Annotated in this window: 13 protein-coding genes; 12 read left to right on the plus strand and 1 reads right to left on the minus strand. The window is 67.5% G+C overall.

Features of this window, described 5'->3' with window-relative positions:
- Positions 1–174: 174 nt before the first annotated feature.
- The 5 genes from FHT08_RS17360 (at position 175) to FHT08_RS17380 (ending at position 5,185) form a co-directional block, all read left to right on the plus strand.
- On the plus strand, positions 175–1,557 hold the full coding sequence (locus FHT08_RS17360) for a DcaP family trimeric outer membrane transporter (protein WP_166776029.1): 1,383 nt from the start codon (positions 175–177) through the stop codon (positions 1,555–1,557).
- An 84-nt stretch (positions 1,558–1,641) separates the two neighbouring features.
- On the plus strand, positions 1,642–1,959 hold the full coding sequence (locus FHT08_RS17365; protein WP_104537609.1) for a DUF485 domain-containing protein: 318 nt from the start codon (positions 1,642–1,644) through the stop codon (positions 1,957–1,959).
- Entirely contained in the window at positions 1,956–3,683 is a 1,728-nt protein-coding gene (locus FHT08_RS17370) for a cation acetate symporter (RefSeq protein ID WP_104537610.1), read from the plus strand. The genes FHT08_RS17365 and FHT08_RS17370 overlap by 4 nt, the downstream gene beginning before the upstream one ends.
- 288 nt (positions 3,684–3,971) lie before the next feature.
- Positions 3,972–4,751 carry an exodeoxyribonuclease III gene (gene xth, locus FHT08_RS17375; RefSeq protein ID WP_104607221.1) on the plus strand — a complete coding sequence of 260 codons (780 nt, stop codon included), beginning with the start codon at positions 3,972–3,974 and terminating at the stop codon, positions 4,749–4,751.
- Positions 4,748–5,185, plus strand: a complete 438-nt coding sequence (locus FHT08_RS17380; protein WP_104537612.1) for a GFA family protein — start codon at positions 4,748–4,750, stop codon at positions 5,183–5,185. The genes xth and FHT08_RS17380 overlap by 4 nt, the downstream gene beginning before the upstream one ends.
- Positions 5,186–5,240: 55 nt before the next feature.
- On the opposite strand, the gene FHT08_RS17385 is transcribed toward FHT08_RS17380, so the two are convergent.
- Positions 5,241–5,492, minus strand: coding sequence for a GlsB/YeaQ/YmgE family stress response membrane protein (locus FHT08_RS17385; RefSeq protein WP_016901812.1), 252 nt, complete (start codon positions 5,490–5,492; stop codon positions 5,241–5,243).
- A 126-nt stretch (positions 5,493–5,618) separates the two neighbouring features.
- Between FHT08_RS17385 and FHT08_RS17390 the strand changes: the two genes are divergently transcribed.
- From FHT08_RS17390 to FHT08_RS17420, 7 genes are all read left to right on the plus strand, one after another.
- Complete coding sequence (locus FHT08_RS17390) at positions 5,619–6,215, plus strand: 4'-phosphopantetheinyl transferase superfamily protein (protein ID WP_166776031.1); 597 nt, start codon at positions 5,619–5,621, stop codon at positions 6,213–6,215.
- A gap of 318 nt (positions 6,216–6,533) precedes the next feature.
- Positions 6,534–7,175 (plus strand): 16S rRNA (guanine(527)-N(7))-methyltransferase RsmG, encoded by a 642-nt coding sequence (gene rsmG / locus FHT08_RS17395; protein ID WP_166776033.1) that lies wholly within the window; start codon positions 6,534–6,536, stop codon positions 7,173–7,175.
- A 167-nt stretch (positions 7,176–7,342) separates the two neighbouring features.
- A complete protein-coding gene (locus tag FHT08_RS17400) occupies positions 7,343–9,163 on the plus strand; it encodes a DUF885 family protein (RefSeq protein ID WP_104607218.1) in 1,821 nt (606 codons plus the stop codon).
- Positions 9,164–9,716: 553 nt separating this feature from the next.
- A complete protein-coding gene (locus tag FHT08_RS17405) occupies positions 9,717–10,100 on the plus strand; it encodes a hypothetical protein (protein ID WP_104607213.1) in 384 nt (127 codons plus the stop codon).
- 54 nt (positions 10,101–10,154) lie between these two features.
- Positions 10,155–11,426: a TolC family protein gene (locus FHT08_RS17410; RefSeq protein WP_166776034.1), complete on the plus strand. Its 1,272-nt coding sequence runs from the start codon at positions 10,155–10,157 to the stop codon at positions 11,424–11,426.
- A gap of 209 nt (positions 11,427–11,635) precedes the next feature.
- Positions 11,636–12,907 (plus strand): efflux RND transporter periplasmic adaptor subunit, encoded by a 1,272-nt coding sequence (locus FHT08_RS17415; protein WP_166776036.1) that lies wholly within the window; start codon positions 11,636–11,638, stop codon positions 12,905–12,907.
- 323 nt (positions 12,908–13,230) lie between these two features.
- A complete protein-coding gene (locus FHT08_RS17420; RefSeq protein ID WP_166776039.1) occupies positions 13,231–16,416 on the plus strand; it encodes a CusA/CzcA family heavy metal efflux RND transporter in 3,186 nt (1,061 codons plus the stop codon).
- The last annotated feature ends 84 nt before the right edge of the window (positions 16,417–16,500 follow it).

Raw genomic sequence — 16,500 nt, forward strand, 5'->3', positions numbered from 1 at the left:
CCGTCACCGCCGATGCTCCGCAATCCGTTGCCGGTCCTGATGCGACGATCTGTCACCTTGTGGAATGCTGCGTTGCAGCTACGACCAAAGGCGAATAGGCTCCAAAGCGCCCACTGCCTCACGCTCCGCACAGCATCGCCATCAAGTGCGAGGCCATATCGGGGAGAGGGGTCCATGACACACCGTACTGCACCGTTGGTGCGCCATCCGTTGGCGGCTGCCTTGTTTGTGGCCAGTCTCCTGCCGGGCGTGGCGTTCGCGCAGACCGCCAAGGAAAAGGCGCTGGAAACGCGCATTGCCGAGCTCGAGCGTCAGGTGCAGCTGCTGGTGTCCGCGCAGCAACAGCAGCAAGGCCAGATCGCCCAGACGCAGACCCAGGTGACCGAGGTGCGTGCCGTGCAGGCGCAGGCACCTGCCGCGCCTGCGGTGCCGGCAGGCAAGCGGCCGATCCAGATAACCAGCATCACACCGAACGCGGCGGCGGGGACGACGTTCCGTTACGGTGGTTTCATCAAGGCCGATTTCCTGACCACCCGCACCTCCGACGGCGCATTGCCCGAGGGCGCGGTGGGCCGGTACCTGTACATCCCGACCCAGACGCCGGTCGGTGGCCAGGCCTCGAGCACCGACACCGACTTCCACGCCAAGTTCTCGCGCTTCAACCTGGGCGTGGACACGGTCACCGAAAACGGCGACAAGCTCACCGGCTTCATCGAACTGGATTTCTTCGGCAACGCGCTGGCCAGCCAGGTCAACAATCTGTATGGCGGCACCTTGCGACACGCCTACATGAGCTGGAACAACTGGCTGGCCGGCCAGACCTGGTCCAACTTCATCGATGCCACGATCCTGCCCGAGGCGGCCGATATCGTCGGGCCGACCGACGGCGCGCTGTTCAGCCGTCAGGCCCAGATCCGCTATACCCGCGGCGCCTTCAGCGTGTCGGCGGAAAACCCCGAGACGCTGACCACGCCCTACCAGGGCGGCAACACCATCCTGGCCTCCGACCATGGCGCGATGCCGGACCTGACCGCGCGCTACAACTGGAAGGGCACCTGGGGCACGTTCGGCCTGTCGGCGATCGCGCGGCAGTACCGCACGCGTAGCGCGCTGACCAACGACACCGACTTCGGCGGCGCGATTGCCGGCGGCGGCCGCTGGATCATCAATTCCAACAACGATCTGCGTTACCAGCTCAGCTACGGCGAGGGCCTGGGGCGCTACCTGGGCCTGGGCAACGGCTCGGATGTGGAGATCGACATGGACGGCAACATCCAGACCGTCAGCACGATCGCCGGCTGGGTGGCCTGGCGCCACGACTACAACGCCAAGCTGCGCAGTACGATCATGTATTCGCGCGTGAACTACGACCACGACATCGCCAATACCGGCGCGCTTGCGAGCAAATCCCAGCAGAGCATCCGCGCCAACGTGTTCTATTCGCCGTTGCCCAAGGTCGATGTGGGTGCGGAGCTGATGTACGGCCGTCGCGAAGCCGAAAATGGCGACAGCGGCGACATCTCGCGCATGCAATTCACCACCAAGTACAGCTTCTAGTTTTTGCCACAGGCGGCTTGTTCCACTGCGGTGGGACGGGCGAGGCCACCGTCGTTTTACCCGCGCTCTACCAGGAGACAGACAATGACCGTCTCGAATGACGCATTGATCGCCAAGATCGATGCCAATCCGAAGTACCACGCACTCAAGCGCCAGCGCAATACGCTGGGCTGGACCCTCACCGTGCTGATGTTGCTGGCCTATTACGGCTACATCGGCCTGATCGCCTTCGACAAGGCCTTCCTGGCCAGACCGATCGGCAACGGCGTGACCTCAATCGGCATCCCGATCGCGATCGGGGTGATGGTCTTCACCATCGCCATCACCGCCATCTACGTGCGTCGCGCCAACAACACCTACGACCAGCTGACCGCGCAGATCCTCGAGGACGCCCGCAAATGAGCAAGTATTCGCGCCTTCTCCTGATTCTGGCCGGCCTGATGCCGGCCGGCATCGCGCTGGCAGCCGGTGGCGACCTCGGCCAGGTCGACAAGCAGCCCACCAACTGGGTGGCGATCGGCATGTTCGCCTTCTTCGTGTTGGGCACCTTGTGGATCACCAAGTGGGCGGCCAGCAAGACCCGCTCGGCGTCGGACTTCTACACCGCCGGCGGCGGCATCACCGGCTTCCAGAACGGCCTGGCGATCGCCGGCGATTACATGTCCGCCGCCTCGTTTCTGGGCATCACCGCAGCGGTGATGGCCAATGGCTACGACGGCCTGATCTATGCGATCGGCTTTCTGGTCGGCTGGCCGATCCTGACCTTCCTGATGGCCGAACGGCTGCGCAACCTCGGCAAGTACACCTTCGCCGACGTGGCCGGCTACCGCTTCGCGCCGACCGCCATCCGCAGCTTTGCCGCATCGGGCACGCTGGTGGTGGTGCTGTTCTATCTGATCGCGCAGATGGTCGGTGCCGGCGCCTTGATCAAGCTGTTGTTCGGCCTGGACTACTGGGTGGCGGTGACCCTGGTCGGCGTGCTGATGATGGTCTATGTGCTGTTTGGCGGCATGACCGCCACGACATGGGTGCAGATCATCAAGGCGGTGCTGCTGCTGACCGGCGTGACCTTCATGGCGGTGGCGATCATGTGGCACTTCAACTTCAGCTTCGAGGCGCTGTTTGCCGAGGGCGTACGGGTGAAGACCGCGATCGCGGCCAATGGCGGTGCATCGCCCGAGGACGCAGCCAAGGCTGGCCTGTCGATCATGGGGCCGGGCGGTTTCGTGAAAGATCCGATCTCGGCGATCTCGTTCGGCATGGCGCTGATGTTCGGCACCGCCGGCCTGCCGCATATCCTGATGCGCTTTTTCACCGTTCCCAATGCCAAGCAGGCGCGCAAGTCGGTGCTGTGGGCCACCACCTGGATCGGCTATTTCTACATCCTGATCTTCATCATCGGCTTCGGTGCGATCGCACTGGTGCTGACCAACCCGCAGTTTGCCGATGTCGCCACCGGCACCATCCATGGCGGCAAGGGCGCGGCCAACATGGCGGCGGTGCTGGTCGGCAATGCAGTGGGCGGCAACGTGTTCATGGGCTTCATCTCGGCGGTGGCCTTCGCCACCATCCTGGCGGTGGTCGCAGGCCTGACCCTGTCCGGCGCCTCGGCGGTGTCGCACGACCTGTACGCCACGGTGATCAAGAAGGGCAATCCGGCGCCGGGTTCGGAGCTGAAGGTCTCGCGTGCTACCACTCTGGTGCTGGGCGTGATCGCGGTGCTGCTGGGCATCGTGTTCGAGAAGCAGAACGTGGCCTTCATGGTGTCGCTGGCATTCGCCATCGCGGCCTCGGCCAATTTCCCGGTGCTGATCCTGTCCCTGCTGTGGAAGAACTGCACCACCCGTGGTGCGGTGGTCGGCGGCTTCCTGGGTCTGATCTCCTCGCTGGTGCTGACGGTGCTGTCGCCGTCGGTGTGGGTGGACACGCTGGGCAATGCAGCCGGCTCGGCGCCATTCCCGTACACCTCGCCGGCGCTGTTCTCGATGACGATCGGTTTTGTCGGCATCTGGCTGTTCTCGATCCTGGATCGCAGCCCGCAGGCCGCCAACGAACGTGCCGCATTCAAGGCGCAGCAGATCCGTGCCGAAACCGGCCTGGGTGCCACCGGTGCATCCGGCCACTGAGGACAAGCGGTCAAGTGATACGCAAACGCCGGCCTCGTGCCGGCGTTTTGCATGTTGGCCGTCATGATCGAGGCACGCCGTGGCCAACCGCGACGTCGTGCCGTGTGAAGAGCGTTTGTGCGCCAACGTCGACCCACGCGATCCACGCAGCAGTAGCGCAATCAGGACCGGGTGGTCAGACCGCGGCCATGATGGAACGCCCCGGGCGTCATGGCCGGATGGGCGTGCCGGACTGACTGGCGGGGCCACGGTACCATTGGCGGTTTGAACCACGGTCCGCGCCACGCCATGAAGATTGCCTCCTGGAACGTCAACTCGCTCAATGTGCGCCTGCCGCACCTGCAACAGTGGCTGGGCACATTCGCGCCCGACGTGGTCGGTATCCAGGAAACCAAGCTGGAGGATCACAAGTTTCCGGATGCGGCGCTGGCCGCTGCCGGCTATCGCAGCGTGTTCTGCGGGCAGAAGACCTACAACGGCGTGGCGATCCTGTCGCGCTCGCCGGCGCTGGACGTGCAGATGGGCATCCCCGGCTTCGACGACGTGCAGCAGCGCGTGATCGCCGCCACCGTCGATGGCGTGCGCATCGTCAACCTGTATGTGGTCAACGGCCAGGACGTGGGCACCGACAAGTACGCCTACAAGCTGCGCTGGCTGGCGGCGGTGCACGACTGGCTGGCGCAGGAACTGCACAAGTACCCGCAGCTGGTGCTGCTGGGCGACTTCAACATCGCCCCGGATGCGCGCGATGTGCACGATCCGGCGGTGTGGAACGAGCACCACATCCTCACCTCCACCGCCGAGCGCGCCGCATTGGAACAACTGCTGGCGCTGGGCCTGTATGATGCGTTCCGGCTGCATCACGACGCCGCCGAGCAGTTCAGCTGGTGGGATTACCGCCAGGCCGGATTCCGTCGCAATCTGGGCCTACGCATCGATCTCACCCTGGTCTCGGAAGCCTTGCGCGCACGCGCGGTGGAGTCGGGCATCGATCGCGAACCGCGCACCTGGGAGCGTCCCAGCGACCATGCGCCGGCCTGGGTACGCCTGGCCGAGGCGGGCGCATGAGCGAGCGGCACCTGCGGCGTAGCACGCACAAGATCGGTGATGTCACCCTGGGGCCGGTGCATCGGCTGAGTTGCCACTGCGGCGCGGTGCAGATCGATCTGGATCTGCCGCACGGCCTGCTCGATCCACGCCGTTGCGACTGCTCGATGTGCCGCCGCCGCGGCGCCATCGTCGCCTCGGTGACGCTGGATGGCCTGCACGTGCTGCAGGGCGAAGACGTGCTGCGGCTGTATCAGTTCAACACGCACGCGGCGGCGCATTACTTCTGCGGCGTGTGCGGTATCTACACGCATCATCGGCGGCGTTCCAATCCCAACCAGTACGGCTACAACGTCGGTTGCCTGGAAGGCGTCAATCCCTACGCGTTGAATATCGCCGTGCCGGTGGAAGACGGGGTGCACCATCCATCCGATCGTGCTCCGGCCGATGGCTGAAACGACAACGCCCGGGCGAGCCCGGGCGTTGGATGGTCCAGCGTTGTACGCAACGTTAGCGCACGCGTCCACGCGTAAACAGATTGACGATCGCCAGCAGGATCACCGCGCCCACCAACGACCACACGAAGGTCCACAACGTGATGGCCTGATTGATCCCGCCACCGAACAGGAACCCGGCGATCAGCGCGCCGACGATGCCCACCACAATATTCAGGATGATGCCTTGCTGCGCATCGCGACGCATGATGATGCTGGCCAGCCACCCCACGATGCCGCCGACGATCAACCAGATGATGATGCCCATGGTGCCGAACTCCTCATGCGATTGCACCGGAAGTAGTGCATGGGCGCCATTCAACGCAGATGGGCGTGAAGTGACTGTCGAGCGCGATCACATGCGCGGGTGGCTGTTCTGCTTGGTGCACGTGGCGTGACAGCGCACGCAAGCTGGCAGATCGGTCCGGTGCAACTGTGGCTGCGTCCGCACCGGCCCGGCGAGCGCGGCGAACCACAGGCGCGTGAACTGTTGGGCCAGGCCCTGGCGCTGGAACCGTCCCGGGTCCCGCTGCTGCGTGACGAGCGCGGGCGGCCTTCGCTGCAACCGGCCTTGCCCGACCGGGACACTGGCTGGAGCCACAGCGGCGGCTATCTGCTGGTCGGCCTGGGGCAGGGCGTGCGGCTGGGCGTGGACCTGGAACGCATCCGCGCGCGCGCGCGTTTGCTGGAGATCGCGCAGCGATTTTTCCATGCAGATGAAATCGCGCTGCTGGCCGGCCTGGAGCCGGACGCGCAGCAGGCGCTGTTTTTCCGCCTGTGGTGTGCCAAGGAAGCGCTGCTCAAGGCGTATGGGCATGGCCTGTCGTTTGGCCTGCATCGGCTCGCCTACGCAGTGGCGCCCGATGGCGCATTGCGGTTGCAGTGGTGCGACCCGGCGCTTGGCCAAGCCGCGCGATGGCAGTTGCACGAATGGTGGGCCGCACCGGACTGCCGCGCGGCACTGGCGTTCTATCCGTTGCCCACCGAATAGGCGCGGCAATCGATTCACCGCCTGTCTGCAGCGCAGGTGGGCGCTGCGTCCTGGACCGGAATGCGGGATATGCCGGCCGTGGGTTCCTGCCGCGGCCGGCCCGACCGGCGTCTCAGGCACGTTCCGGCCGCGCCGCCGCGTGCGGCAAAATCGGCTGACGGAACAGCGCCACCCCATCAGGATCGCGCAGCGTCACCGAGACAAGGTGTGCCACAGCAGCGGATGATCCTGCCCACGTACCCATGTGGTCCACGCCACCATCGCCAGCATGCGCGGCATGCATGCACCTGCACGCCAGCCAGCTGCGATAATCGCGGCATGAACGAAGTCGCACTTCCCCCCGATGTAGCCGCTGCGCTGGCCGACGGCCTGCAGGCCCAGTCCCTGGATGCGGCCTTTGCCGCGCCGTTGTTGCGCTATCTGACGCTGCTGGTGCGTTGGAACAAGACCTACAACCTCACCGCCGTGCGCGACCCGCGCGAGATGGTCACCCGCCATCTGCTCGATTCGCTGGCCATGCAGCCCTACATCGCCAGCGGCACGCTGGCCGATCTGGGCACCGGCCCCGGCCTGCCCGGCATCCCGCTGGCGATCACCCGCCCGCAGCTGCAGGTGACCCTGGTGGAAAGCAACGGCAAGAAGGCCCGCTTCATGCGCGAGGCGCTGCGCCAGCTGGCGCTGGGCAACGCACGCGTGGCCGAGTCGCGCGCCGAGGCGCTGGACGAGCCGGCCGCCTACGACCATCTCACCGCGCGGGCGCTGGATACGCTGGCCGGCATCATTGAGGTCGGCGGCCACCTGCTGCGCCCGGGCGGCAGCCTGCTGGCGATGAAGGGCATCTACCCGCACGACGAGATCGCCGCACTGCCCGCCGGCTGGACGGTGGGCGAGGTGCATCCGCTGCAGGTGCCCGGCCTGGACGGCGAGCGGCATCTGGTGGTGGTGCGCAAAGCAGGCTGAAACGGCCGGCCTGTCCGGTCGCGTGCATTCACTCTGCAACCCGCAATCCCCAATCCCCAATCCCCAATCCCCAATCCCCAATCCCCACGCTGGGACTTCCGGCCCATGGCAGCTGCCGCCCGGGCTGCCATGATCGAACGTTCGATCCGAACGCAGGCCGCCCGCACGTGACATCTCCTCTTGCCGCCGCACTCTCGCTCGCCCTGCTGGGCGCAAGCCTTGCCGCCACCTCGGCGCAGGCCGCCGCACCGGCACCAGTAGCGCCTGCCACGCTGACCGCCGAGCGCCCCGCCGATGCGCGCTTCCGCGCCATCTACGAAAAAGAATGGAGCTGGCGCCAGGCCGAGACCGGCCAGGCCGACGAAGACAGCGACACCACCGGCGACAATACCCATCTGCCCGATGTCGGCCCGGCCGCGCAGCAGGCGCGCCTGGCGGTATGGGACGGCGTGCTCAAGCAGCTCGACGGCATCGACCCGACACAGCTCTCGCCCGCCAACCAGGTCAACTACGCCATCTACCGCCCGCAGGTGGAAAACCTTGCCGCCGAGGTGCGCCTGCGCCTGTACGAGATGCCGTTCAATTCGGACAGCTCGTTCTGGTCCAATCTCGGCTTCATGGCGCAGCGGCCGATGAAGACCGCTGCCGAATACCGCGCCTACATCGCGCGCCTCAACGATGTGCCGCGCTACTTCGACCAGCAGACCGCCAACATGCGCGCCGGCCTGGCACGCGGGTTCAGCGTGCCGCGCGCGGTGCTGGATGGCCGCGACGTTTCCATCGCCACCGTGGCCGATGTCAAAGATCCCACCGCGTCCAGCTTCTACGCGCCGTTCAAGCAGCTGCCGGCGCAGATGTCCGCCTCCGAACAGGCGCAGTTGCGCGCACAGGCCAAGGCCGCGCTCAGCAATGCAGTGCTGCCGGCCTACAGCAAGCTGCTGAGCTTTTTCCGCGACGAGTACATGCCCAAGGCGCGCACCACGCTGGCGGCCGAAGCGCTGCCCGAGGGCAAGGCGTTCTATCGCCAGCAGATCCGCGAATACACCACGCTGGACCTGACCCCGGAGCAGATCCACACGATCGGCCTGGACGAGGTGGCGCGCATCCAGGCGCAGATGGACGCGATCATCCAGCAGGTCGGTTTCAAGGGCAGCTTCGCGCAGTTCCTGAGCTTCCTGCGCACCGACCCGCAGTTCTACGCCAAGACCCCGCAGGAACTGCTCGATCGCGCCGCGTGGATCTCCAAGCGGGTGGACGGGCAGGTCGGCAGGTTCATCGGCACGCTGCCGCGCGGGCGCTTCACCATCAAGCCGGTGCCGGACGATATCGCCCCGTTCTGGACCGCCGGCCGCGGCGGCGCCACCACCTACTGGGTCAACACCTACAACCTGCCGTCGCGGCCGTTGTACAACCTGCCGGCGCTGACCCTGCACGAGTCCTCGCCCGGGCATTCGCTGCAGGGCTCGCTGGCGCTGGAGCAGGGCGACCAGCCGGCGTTCCGCCGCGAAAACTACATCTCTGCTTATGGCGAAGGCTGGGCGCTGTACACCGAGAAGCTCGGCCAGGAGATGGGCATCTACGAGACCCCGTACGAGGAATTCGGCCGGCTCACCTATGAGATGTGGCGCGCCTGCCGGCTGGTGATCGACACCGGCGTGCACCACGACGGCTGGAGCCGCGAGCAGGCGCTGGCCTACCTGCGCGAGCGCACCGCGCTGAGCGAGCACGAGGTCACCACCGAGGTGGACCGCTACATCTCCTGGCCCGGCCAGGCGCTGAGCTACAAGCTGGGCGAGATCAGCATCGTCAAGCTGCGTGCCGAGGCCGAACAGGAGCTGGGCGACCGCTTCGACATCAAGGCCTTCCACGACGCGGTGCTGAAGCAGGGCTCGGTGACCTTGCCGGTGCTGGAGCAGCAGGTGCGCGCGTTTATCGCCGCGAGCAAGGCGCGCCCGGCAACGTCCAAGCCCAGCGCCGCCGCGCCCTGACCAGGACAACGGTCCGCTCCACGTAGGAGCGGACCCGGCCGCGACGCCGTCCCGACCCTGGCGCCGTCATGGCCTCGATCCCAGTTCCAGGTAATCGTCGGCAGCTTCTCGCCCTCCCGGGCGCTGTCTGCGAACAACCAGCTGTAGGCGGAGTGCCATCGAGCTGACCAGGACGGCGTCGCGGCCAGGTCCGCTCCTACGACGCTGCGTGCCAGGCCGTGCATGCGATTGTGTAACTGCCCGGCCCCCGGATACGCATGCGCCGATGTTGCTGCGTCTCGCCCGCCTGTTGCGTCTGATGGCGCTGGCCAACGGTCCGCTCCACGTAGGAGCGGACCCGGCCGCGATGCCGTGCCGACCCTGGCGCGGCCGCGGCTTGGGTCATCCAGGTGGTCGCTGGCGACCGACGTTCCGCGCGCTGTGCGCGAGAAACCGGCATCTTGGCGTGATGCCATCGATCCGACCGGACGGCGTCGCGGCCAGGTCCGCTCCTACGATGCTGCGCGGCAGGCATGCGATTGTGTAACTGTCCCGGCGCCGATACGCTGCGCCCATGCTGCTGCGCCGCGCCCGCCTGTTGCACCCCTTGCTGCGGCTGATGGCGCTGGCGGTGCTGGCCATGGGCGTGCTGGTCGCACCGGTGGCCTGCGCGCTGGGCGATGTGCATGCGCTGGCGCACGACCGGATGCATCTGGATGACACCGCGCCGCACGGCCATGACGGCGCCGACGAAGGCGATGCCGGCGAGCGTGATGGGGCCGGTCTGATGCACGCCCTGATGCACAGCGGCTACTGCCACGGCCAGAATCCGGCCGTGGTGCCGGCGCTGGGCTGGCTGCCGTTGTCCACGTACCCGCAGGCCCAGCCCGTGGCCGTGTTCGCACACTACCGCTCGCAGCTGAGCGAGACCGGATTGCGTCCCCCGATCGCGGCCTGATGCATCGCCGGCAGCTGCCGGCCTGTCCATCGATCCCGATTCCGGAGACACCCCATGTGGTTGCGACTGACGGCACTTGCCGTCTTCGCGGTCGTGCCGTGCGCCATGGCGCAGGACGCACCGCCCAAACCCGTGCTGACCCTGGACGACGCCATCGCGCGCGTCGCCCGGCAGCACCCCGACCTGCGCCTGGCCGATGGCCAGCGCACGGTCCTCACCGCCGAAGCCGAGCGCGACGCGCTGCGTCCGCCGTTGCGCGTCGGTGCCGAACTGGAAAACGTATTCGGCAGCGGCTCGAGCCGCGCGCTGGACCAGGCCGAGCTCACCGTCACCCTGGCCGGCGTGCTGGAGCGTGGCGGCAAGCTGGACGCGCGCCGCACCCTGGCCCAGGCACGCATCGACGCACTGGCCCCGCAGCGTGCGCTGGCGCGCCTGGACGTGCTGGCCGAAGTCGCGCGGCGCTATCTGGCCATTGGCATGGCCGCGCAGCGGCATGCGGTCGCGCTGGAAGCCCTGGCCCAGCGTCAACGCACCGTCGGTGCCGCGCGCCAGCGGCTGCAGGCCGGCGCATCGCCCGAATCGGTGCTGCTGACCGCCCAGGCCCTGCAGGCGCGCGCGGAACTGGAGCGCGATCGCGCCCAGCAGGAACTGCTGGCCGCACGTCGCCAGCTGGCGGTGCTGTGGGGGCGGCGCACGCCGGACTTCGGCGATGTCACCGGCGACCCATTGCAGCTGCCGGCGGTTCCCGAGTTCGAGGTGCTGGCGCAGCTGCTCGATGCCACCCCCGAACTGGCGCGCTTGAACGGTGAGCAGCGCGTGCGCGAGGCACGGGTGCGGCTGGCACGTAGCCAGGCGCGCCCGGATCTGGACTGGCAGGTGGGCGTGCGCCGGCTCGAAGCCAACGATGCCACCGCACTGCTCGGCAGCGTCTCGCTGGCGCTGGGCAGCGCCGCGCGTGCGCAACCGGAGATCCGCGCCGCCGAAGCGGAGCTGTCGTTGCTGGACATCGAACGTCAATCGCAGGCATTGGTGCTCTACACCACGCTGGCCGACGCGCATGGACGCTACCGCGCCGCGCAGCTGGAAGTGGCGCGCATGCGCAGCGATGTGCTGCCCGCACTTGCGCGTGCCGATGCCGCCGCCGAGCGCGCGTACCGCGCCGGTGCCACCAGTTATCTGGATTGGGCGCAACTGCAGGCACAGCGCAGCGATGCACGCCAGCAGCAACTGGCCGCCGCGTTGGAAGCGCAGACCGCATTGATCGAGATCCAGCGCCTGACCGGGCAGCCGTTCGTGGCCGACAGCGCTACGCAGGTGGGGCCATGAGCGCTACCTCCGCTGCGCGTTTTCGCCCTGCCTGCCTGCGTCCGCCTGGATCTGTTGTGCCGGCATCGGTATCGACGCCTGCAACTGCGTCGGCATCCAGCAGTCGCCAAGCGCTGCTCGCGCCTAGCGCGCACCCAAGGCATCCGGCGCACATCTTCTTCGTTCGTTCGCCCGACGCACTGCGCCGGCGCCAACCAGGACCAATTTCGATGAAAAGTTTTTTGATTGTGCCGCTTGTGCTGGCGCTGCTGCTGAGCGGCTGCGGCGGCAACAGCGGCAACAGCGAAGAAGCCCATGACCACGCAACGCCCGGCGCCGAAGGTGAAGCCGACGCCCATGGCGAGGAAGCCGAAAAAGGCGCGCACGGCGGGCGCCTGCTGCGCCAGGACGGCGACAGCGTGGAGCTGGCGATTGCCGAAGACGGCACGCCGCCGACCTATCGCGCCTGGCTGTACCGCGACGGCAAGCCTTTGCCGCCCGGCGCCGGCAGTGTCGAAGTGCGCCTGACCCGGCTCGGTGGCATCAACGAAGTGCATCGGTTGCGCGCGCGCGACGATGGCAGCCTGTTGGCCGACAGCACGGTCGGCGAGCCGCATTCGTTCGATGTGGAGGTGCGCGCCACCGTGCAGGACAAGTCGCATCGCTGGGCCTATCCCAGCTATGAAGGGCGCACCACCATCGCGCAGAAGATCGCGCAGGACGCCGGCATCCGGGTCGCGCCGGTCGGTCCCGGCAGCATCGCCGACCAGCACGAAGTGCAAGGCCTGCTGACGCCGGCAGAAGGTGCGCAGGCGCAGGCCGCCGCGCGCTTTCCCGGGCCGGTGCGCAGCCTGCGCGTCAACGTCGGCGACCAGGTGCGTGCCGGCCAGGTGCTGGCCACGGTGGAGAGCAATCTGAGCCTGACCACGTATTCGGTCAGCGCACCGATCAGCGGCACCGTGCTCGCCCGCAACGCCAGCCTGGGCAGCAACGCCAGCGAAGGCCAGGCGTTGTTCGAGATTGCCGACCTGTCGCGCCTGTGGGTGGATCTGCACATCTTCGGTGCCGATGCCGGGCACATCACCGCCGGCGCACCGGTGACGGTGACCCGCATCAGCGATGGCGTGGTGGCGCAGACCACATTGGAGCGCGTGTTGCCGGGCACGGCCACCGCGAGTCAGAGCACGGTGGCGCGCGCTGTCTTGCGCAACGACGACGGTCTGTGGCGGCCGGGCTCGGCGGTGAAGGCGCGGGTGACGGTGGCGCAGCAGCCGGCGGCGATGGTGGTGCCGGTGGGGGCCTTGCAGCAGTTTCGCAACTGGGAGGTGGTGTTCGTGCGGGTGGGGGATGTGTACGAGGTGCGGCCGGTGAAGTTGGGCGCGCGCGATGCACGGCAGGTGCAGGTGGTGTCGGGTTTGGCGGCCGGGGATGCAGTGGTGGTGGAGCAGAGCTATCTGGTGAAGGCCGATATCGAGAAGTCGGGGGCGTCGCATGATCATTGATCGCTGCGCTTCCGGATTGTGTCTGCCTCGACCGCAAGCGCGTGCTTGCGAACAGCTCGTCCATTCTTCGGTGAAACCTTTTTTACGTCATCCACGCGCTCACGTCGCAGGCGATCACACACGCAACCGGGTGAGAATCTGCGCGGCGAAGATCGGATGCGCCAGGGGCGATCGCGATGTTGGCGGAGGTCGGGATCCCGGCTGCAGTGCCGCCGGCCGACGGCAGCCCGCTGCGATTGCACAGGCGTCGTGCGTGCGTACGCACGCACTGATCGGTGTGGCTGCGCACGCCGTTGCGCCGAGTGTGCGCGGAGGTGCGCGTCATGCTCACTAACATCATCCGGTTCGCGATCGCGCAGCGGTGGCTGATGCTGGCGTTGACGGCGGTGTTGGTTGCGATCGGCGCGTGGAGTTTTTCGCGCCTGCCGATCGATGCCACGCCCGACATCACCAATGTGCAGGTGCAGGTCAATACGGCCGCGCCGGGGTATTCGCCGTTGGAGTCGGAGCAGCGGGTGACGTTCCCGCTGGAGACGGTGCTGGCAGGATTGCCGGGGCTGGAGTCCACGCGCTCGTTGTCGCGCTACGGCTTGTCGCAGGTCACCGCCGTGTTTGCCGATGGCACCGATCTGTACTTTGCGCGGCAGCAGGTGGCCGAGCGGCTGCAGCAGGTCAAGTCGCAACTGCCGGCCGACCTGGAGCCGCAGCTGGGGCCGATCGCCACCGGCCTGGGCGAGATCTTCATGTACACGGTCGAAGCCAAACCGAATGCGCGCAAACCCGATGGCAGTGCGTGGACGGCCACCGATTTGCGCACCCTGCAGGATTGGGTGGTGCGCCCGCAGTTGCGCAACGTGCCCGGCGTGACCGAGGTCAACACCATCGGCGGCTATGCGCGGCAGATCCATATCACTCCGGATCCGGCACGCCTGGTCGCACTGGGTTTCACGCTGGACGACGTGGCGCGCGCGGTGGACGCGAGCAATCGCAACATCGGTGCCGGCTATATCGAACGCAACGGCCAGCAGTTCCTGGTGCGGGTGCCGGGGCAGGTGGACCACATCGCGCAGATCGGGGCGATCGTGCTGGATCGGCGGCAAGGCGTGCCGATCCGGGTGCGCGATGTGGCGCAGGTCGGCGAGGGGCGCGCGTTGCGCACCGGTGCGGCCACCCAGGACGGGACCGAAGTGGTGCTCGGCACGGTGTTCATGCTGGTCGGCGCCAATAGCCGCACTGTGGCGCAGGCCGCCGCGCAGCGGCTGGAAGTGGCCAATGCCAGCTTGCCGGCCGGCGTGCAGGCGGTGCCGGTCTACGATCGCACCGCGCTGGTGGACCGCACCATCGCCACCGTCGCCAAGAACCTGATCGAAGGCGCGTTGCTGGTGATCGTGGTGCTGTTCCTGCTGCTGGGCAATGTGCGCGCGGCCCTGATCACCGCGGCGGTGATCCCGCTGGCGATGTTGTTCACCCTCACCGGCATGCTGCGCGGTGGCGTGTCCGGCAACCTGATGAGTCTGGGTGCGCTGGATTTCGGCCTGATCGTCGATGGCGCGGTGATCATCGTGGAGAACTGCCTGCGCCGCTTCGGCCAGGCGCAACTGCGGCTGGGGCGGGTGCTCGAGCGCGACGAGCGTTTCGAACTGACCGCCGAAGCCACCGCAGAGGTGATCCGGCCCAGCCTGTTCGGCCTGGGCATCATCACGGCGGTGTATCTGCCGGTATTCGCGCTCACCGGCATCGAAGGCAAGATGTTCCATCCGATGGCGATCACCGTGGTGCTGGCGCTGAGCGGCGCGATGCTGCTGTCGCTCACTTTTGTCCCCGCAGCGGTCGCCTTGTTGCTCGGCGGCAAGGTGGCTGAGCACGAGAACCGCGCGATGCGCTGGGCGCGCGGCGTGTATGCGCCCTTGCTGGATCGCGCGCTGCGTCACGGCCGTTGGGTCGGTCACGGCGCGGTGGCGGCGGTGGCGCTGTGCGCGGTGTTGGCCACGCGCCTGGGCAGCGAGTTCATCCCGAACCTGGACGAAGGCGACATCGCGCTGCACGCCCTGCGCATTCCCGGCACCAGCCTGGAACAGGCCATCACCATGCAATCCACGCTGGAAAAACGCATCAAGCAGTTTCCGGAGGTGGCGCATGTGTTCGGCAAGCTCGGCACTGCCGAAGTGGCGACCGATCCGATGCCGCCGTCGGTGGCCGATACGTTCTTGATCATGCATCCGCGCGCGCGGTGGCCGGACCCGCGCAAACCCAAGGCGCAGTTGGTAGCCGAGATCGAGCAGGCGGTGAAGCAGCTGCCCGGCAACAACTACGAGTTCACCCAGCCGATCCAGATGCGCATGAACGAGCTGATTTCCGGCGTGCGCGCGGATGTGGCGATCAAGGTCTACGGCGATGACCTGGACACCCTGGTCAAGCTGGGGCAGCGCGTGCAGGAGGTTGCCAGCACGGTGCCGGGCGCGGCCGACGTGAGCCTGGAGCAGGCCACCGGCCTGCCGATGCTGGCGGTGGTGCCCGATCGTGCCGCACTGGCCGGGTACGGGCTCAATCCCGGCGTGGTGCAGGACACGGTGTCGGCCGCGGTGGGTGGGCAGGCGGCCGGGCAGTTGTTCGAAGGCGACCGCCGGTTCGACATCGTGGTGCGCCTGCCGGAAGGCCTGCGTCAGGACCCGACGGCGTTGGCCGATCTGCCGATCCCGCTGCGTGGCGATGGCGAGCGCGCCGATGTCGACGAGTCCAGCCGCGCGGCTGGCTGGCGGAGCGGCGAACCGACCACGGTGCCGCTGCGCGAGGTTGCAAGGATCGCACCCGTACTCGGGCCCAACCAGATCAATCGCGAAGACGGCAAGCGCCGCATCGTGATCACCGCCAATGTGCGCGACCGCGACCTGGGTGGATTTGTGGCCGAGGTGCAGCAGCGCGTGCAGGCCGAGGTCGTGCTGCCCACCGGCTACTGGATCGGCTACGGCGGCACCTTCGAGCAACTGATCTCCGCCGGCCAGCGCCTGGCCTGGGTGGTGCCGGGCACCTTGTTGCTGATCTTCGCGCTGCTGTACTGGTCGTTCGGTTCGCTGCGCGATGCGCTGGTGGTGTTCAGCGGCGTGCCGCTGGCGCTGACCGGCGGCGTGGTGGCGCTGGCGCTGCGCGGCCTGGCGTTGTCGATCTCCGCGGGTGTCGGCTTTATTGCGCTGTCGGGGGTGGCGGTGCTCAACGGCCTGGTGATGATCGCCTTCGTGCGCAGCCTGCGGGCCGAGGGCATGTCGCTGGAGCAGGCCTTGCGCGAAGGCGCGCTGAGCCGCCTGCGCCCGGTGATGATGACCGCGCTGGTGGCCGCACTGGGCTTTGTGCCGATGGCCTTCAATGTCGGCGCCGGGGCCGAAGTGCAGCGCCCGCTGGCCACGGTGGTGATCGGCGGCATCGTCTCGTCCACCTTGCTGACCCTGCTGGTGCTGCCGGTGCTGTATCGCTGGCTGCACCGCGAGCGGGCGGGGCCTGCCAGTGCGGGCTAAGTGCTTGCGGCACATAGGAAAGCCGTGCATAATGCGCGGCTCGCTGTGCCCGGATCGCTCCGGATGGCGGCACCCAACGCGATG

The organism is Xanthomonas sp. CFBP 8151 (genome assembly GCF_011761885.1).
GTDB classification, from domain to species: domain Bacteria; phylum Pseudomonadota; class Gammaproteobacteria; order Xanthomonadales; family Xanthomonadaceae; genus Xanthomonas; species Xanthomonas arboricola_B.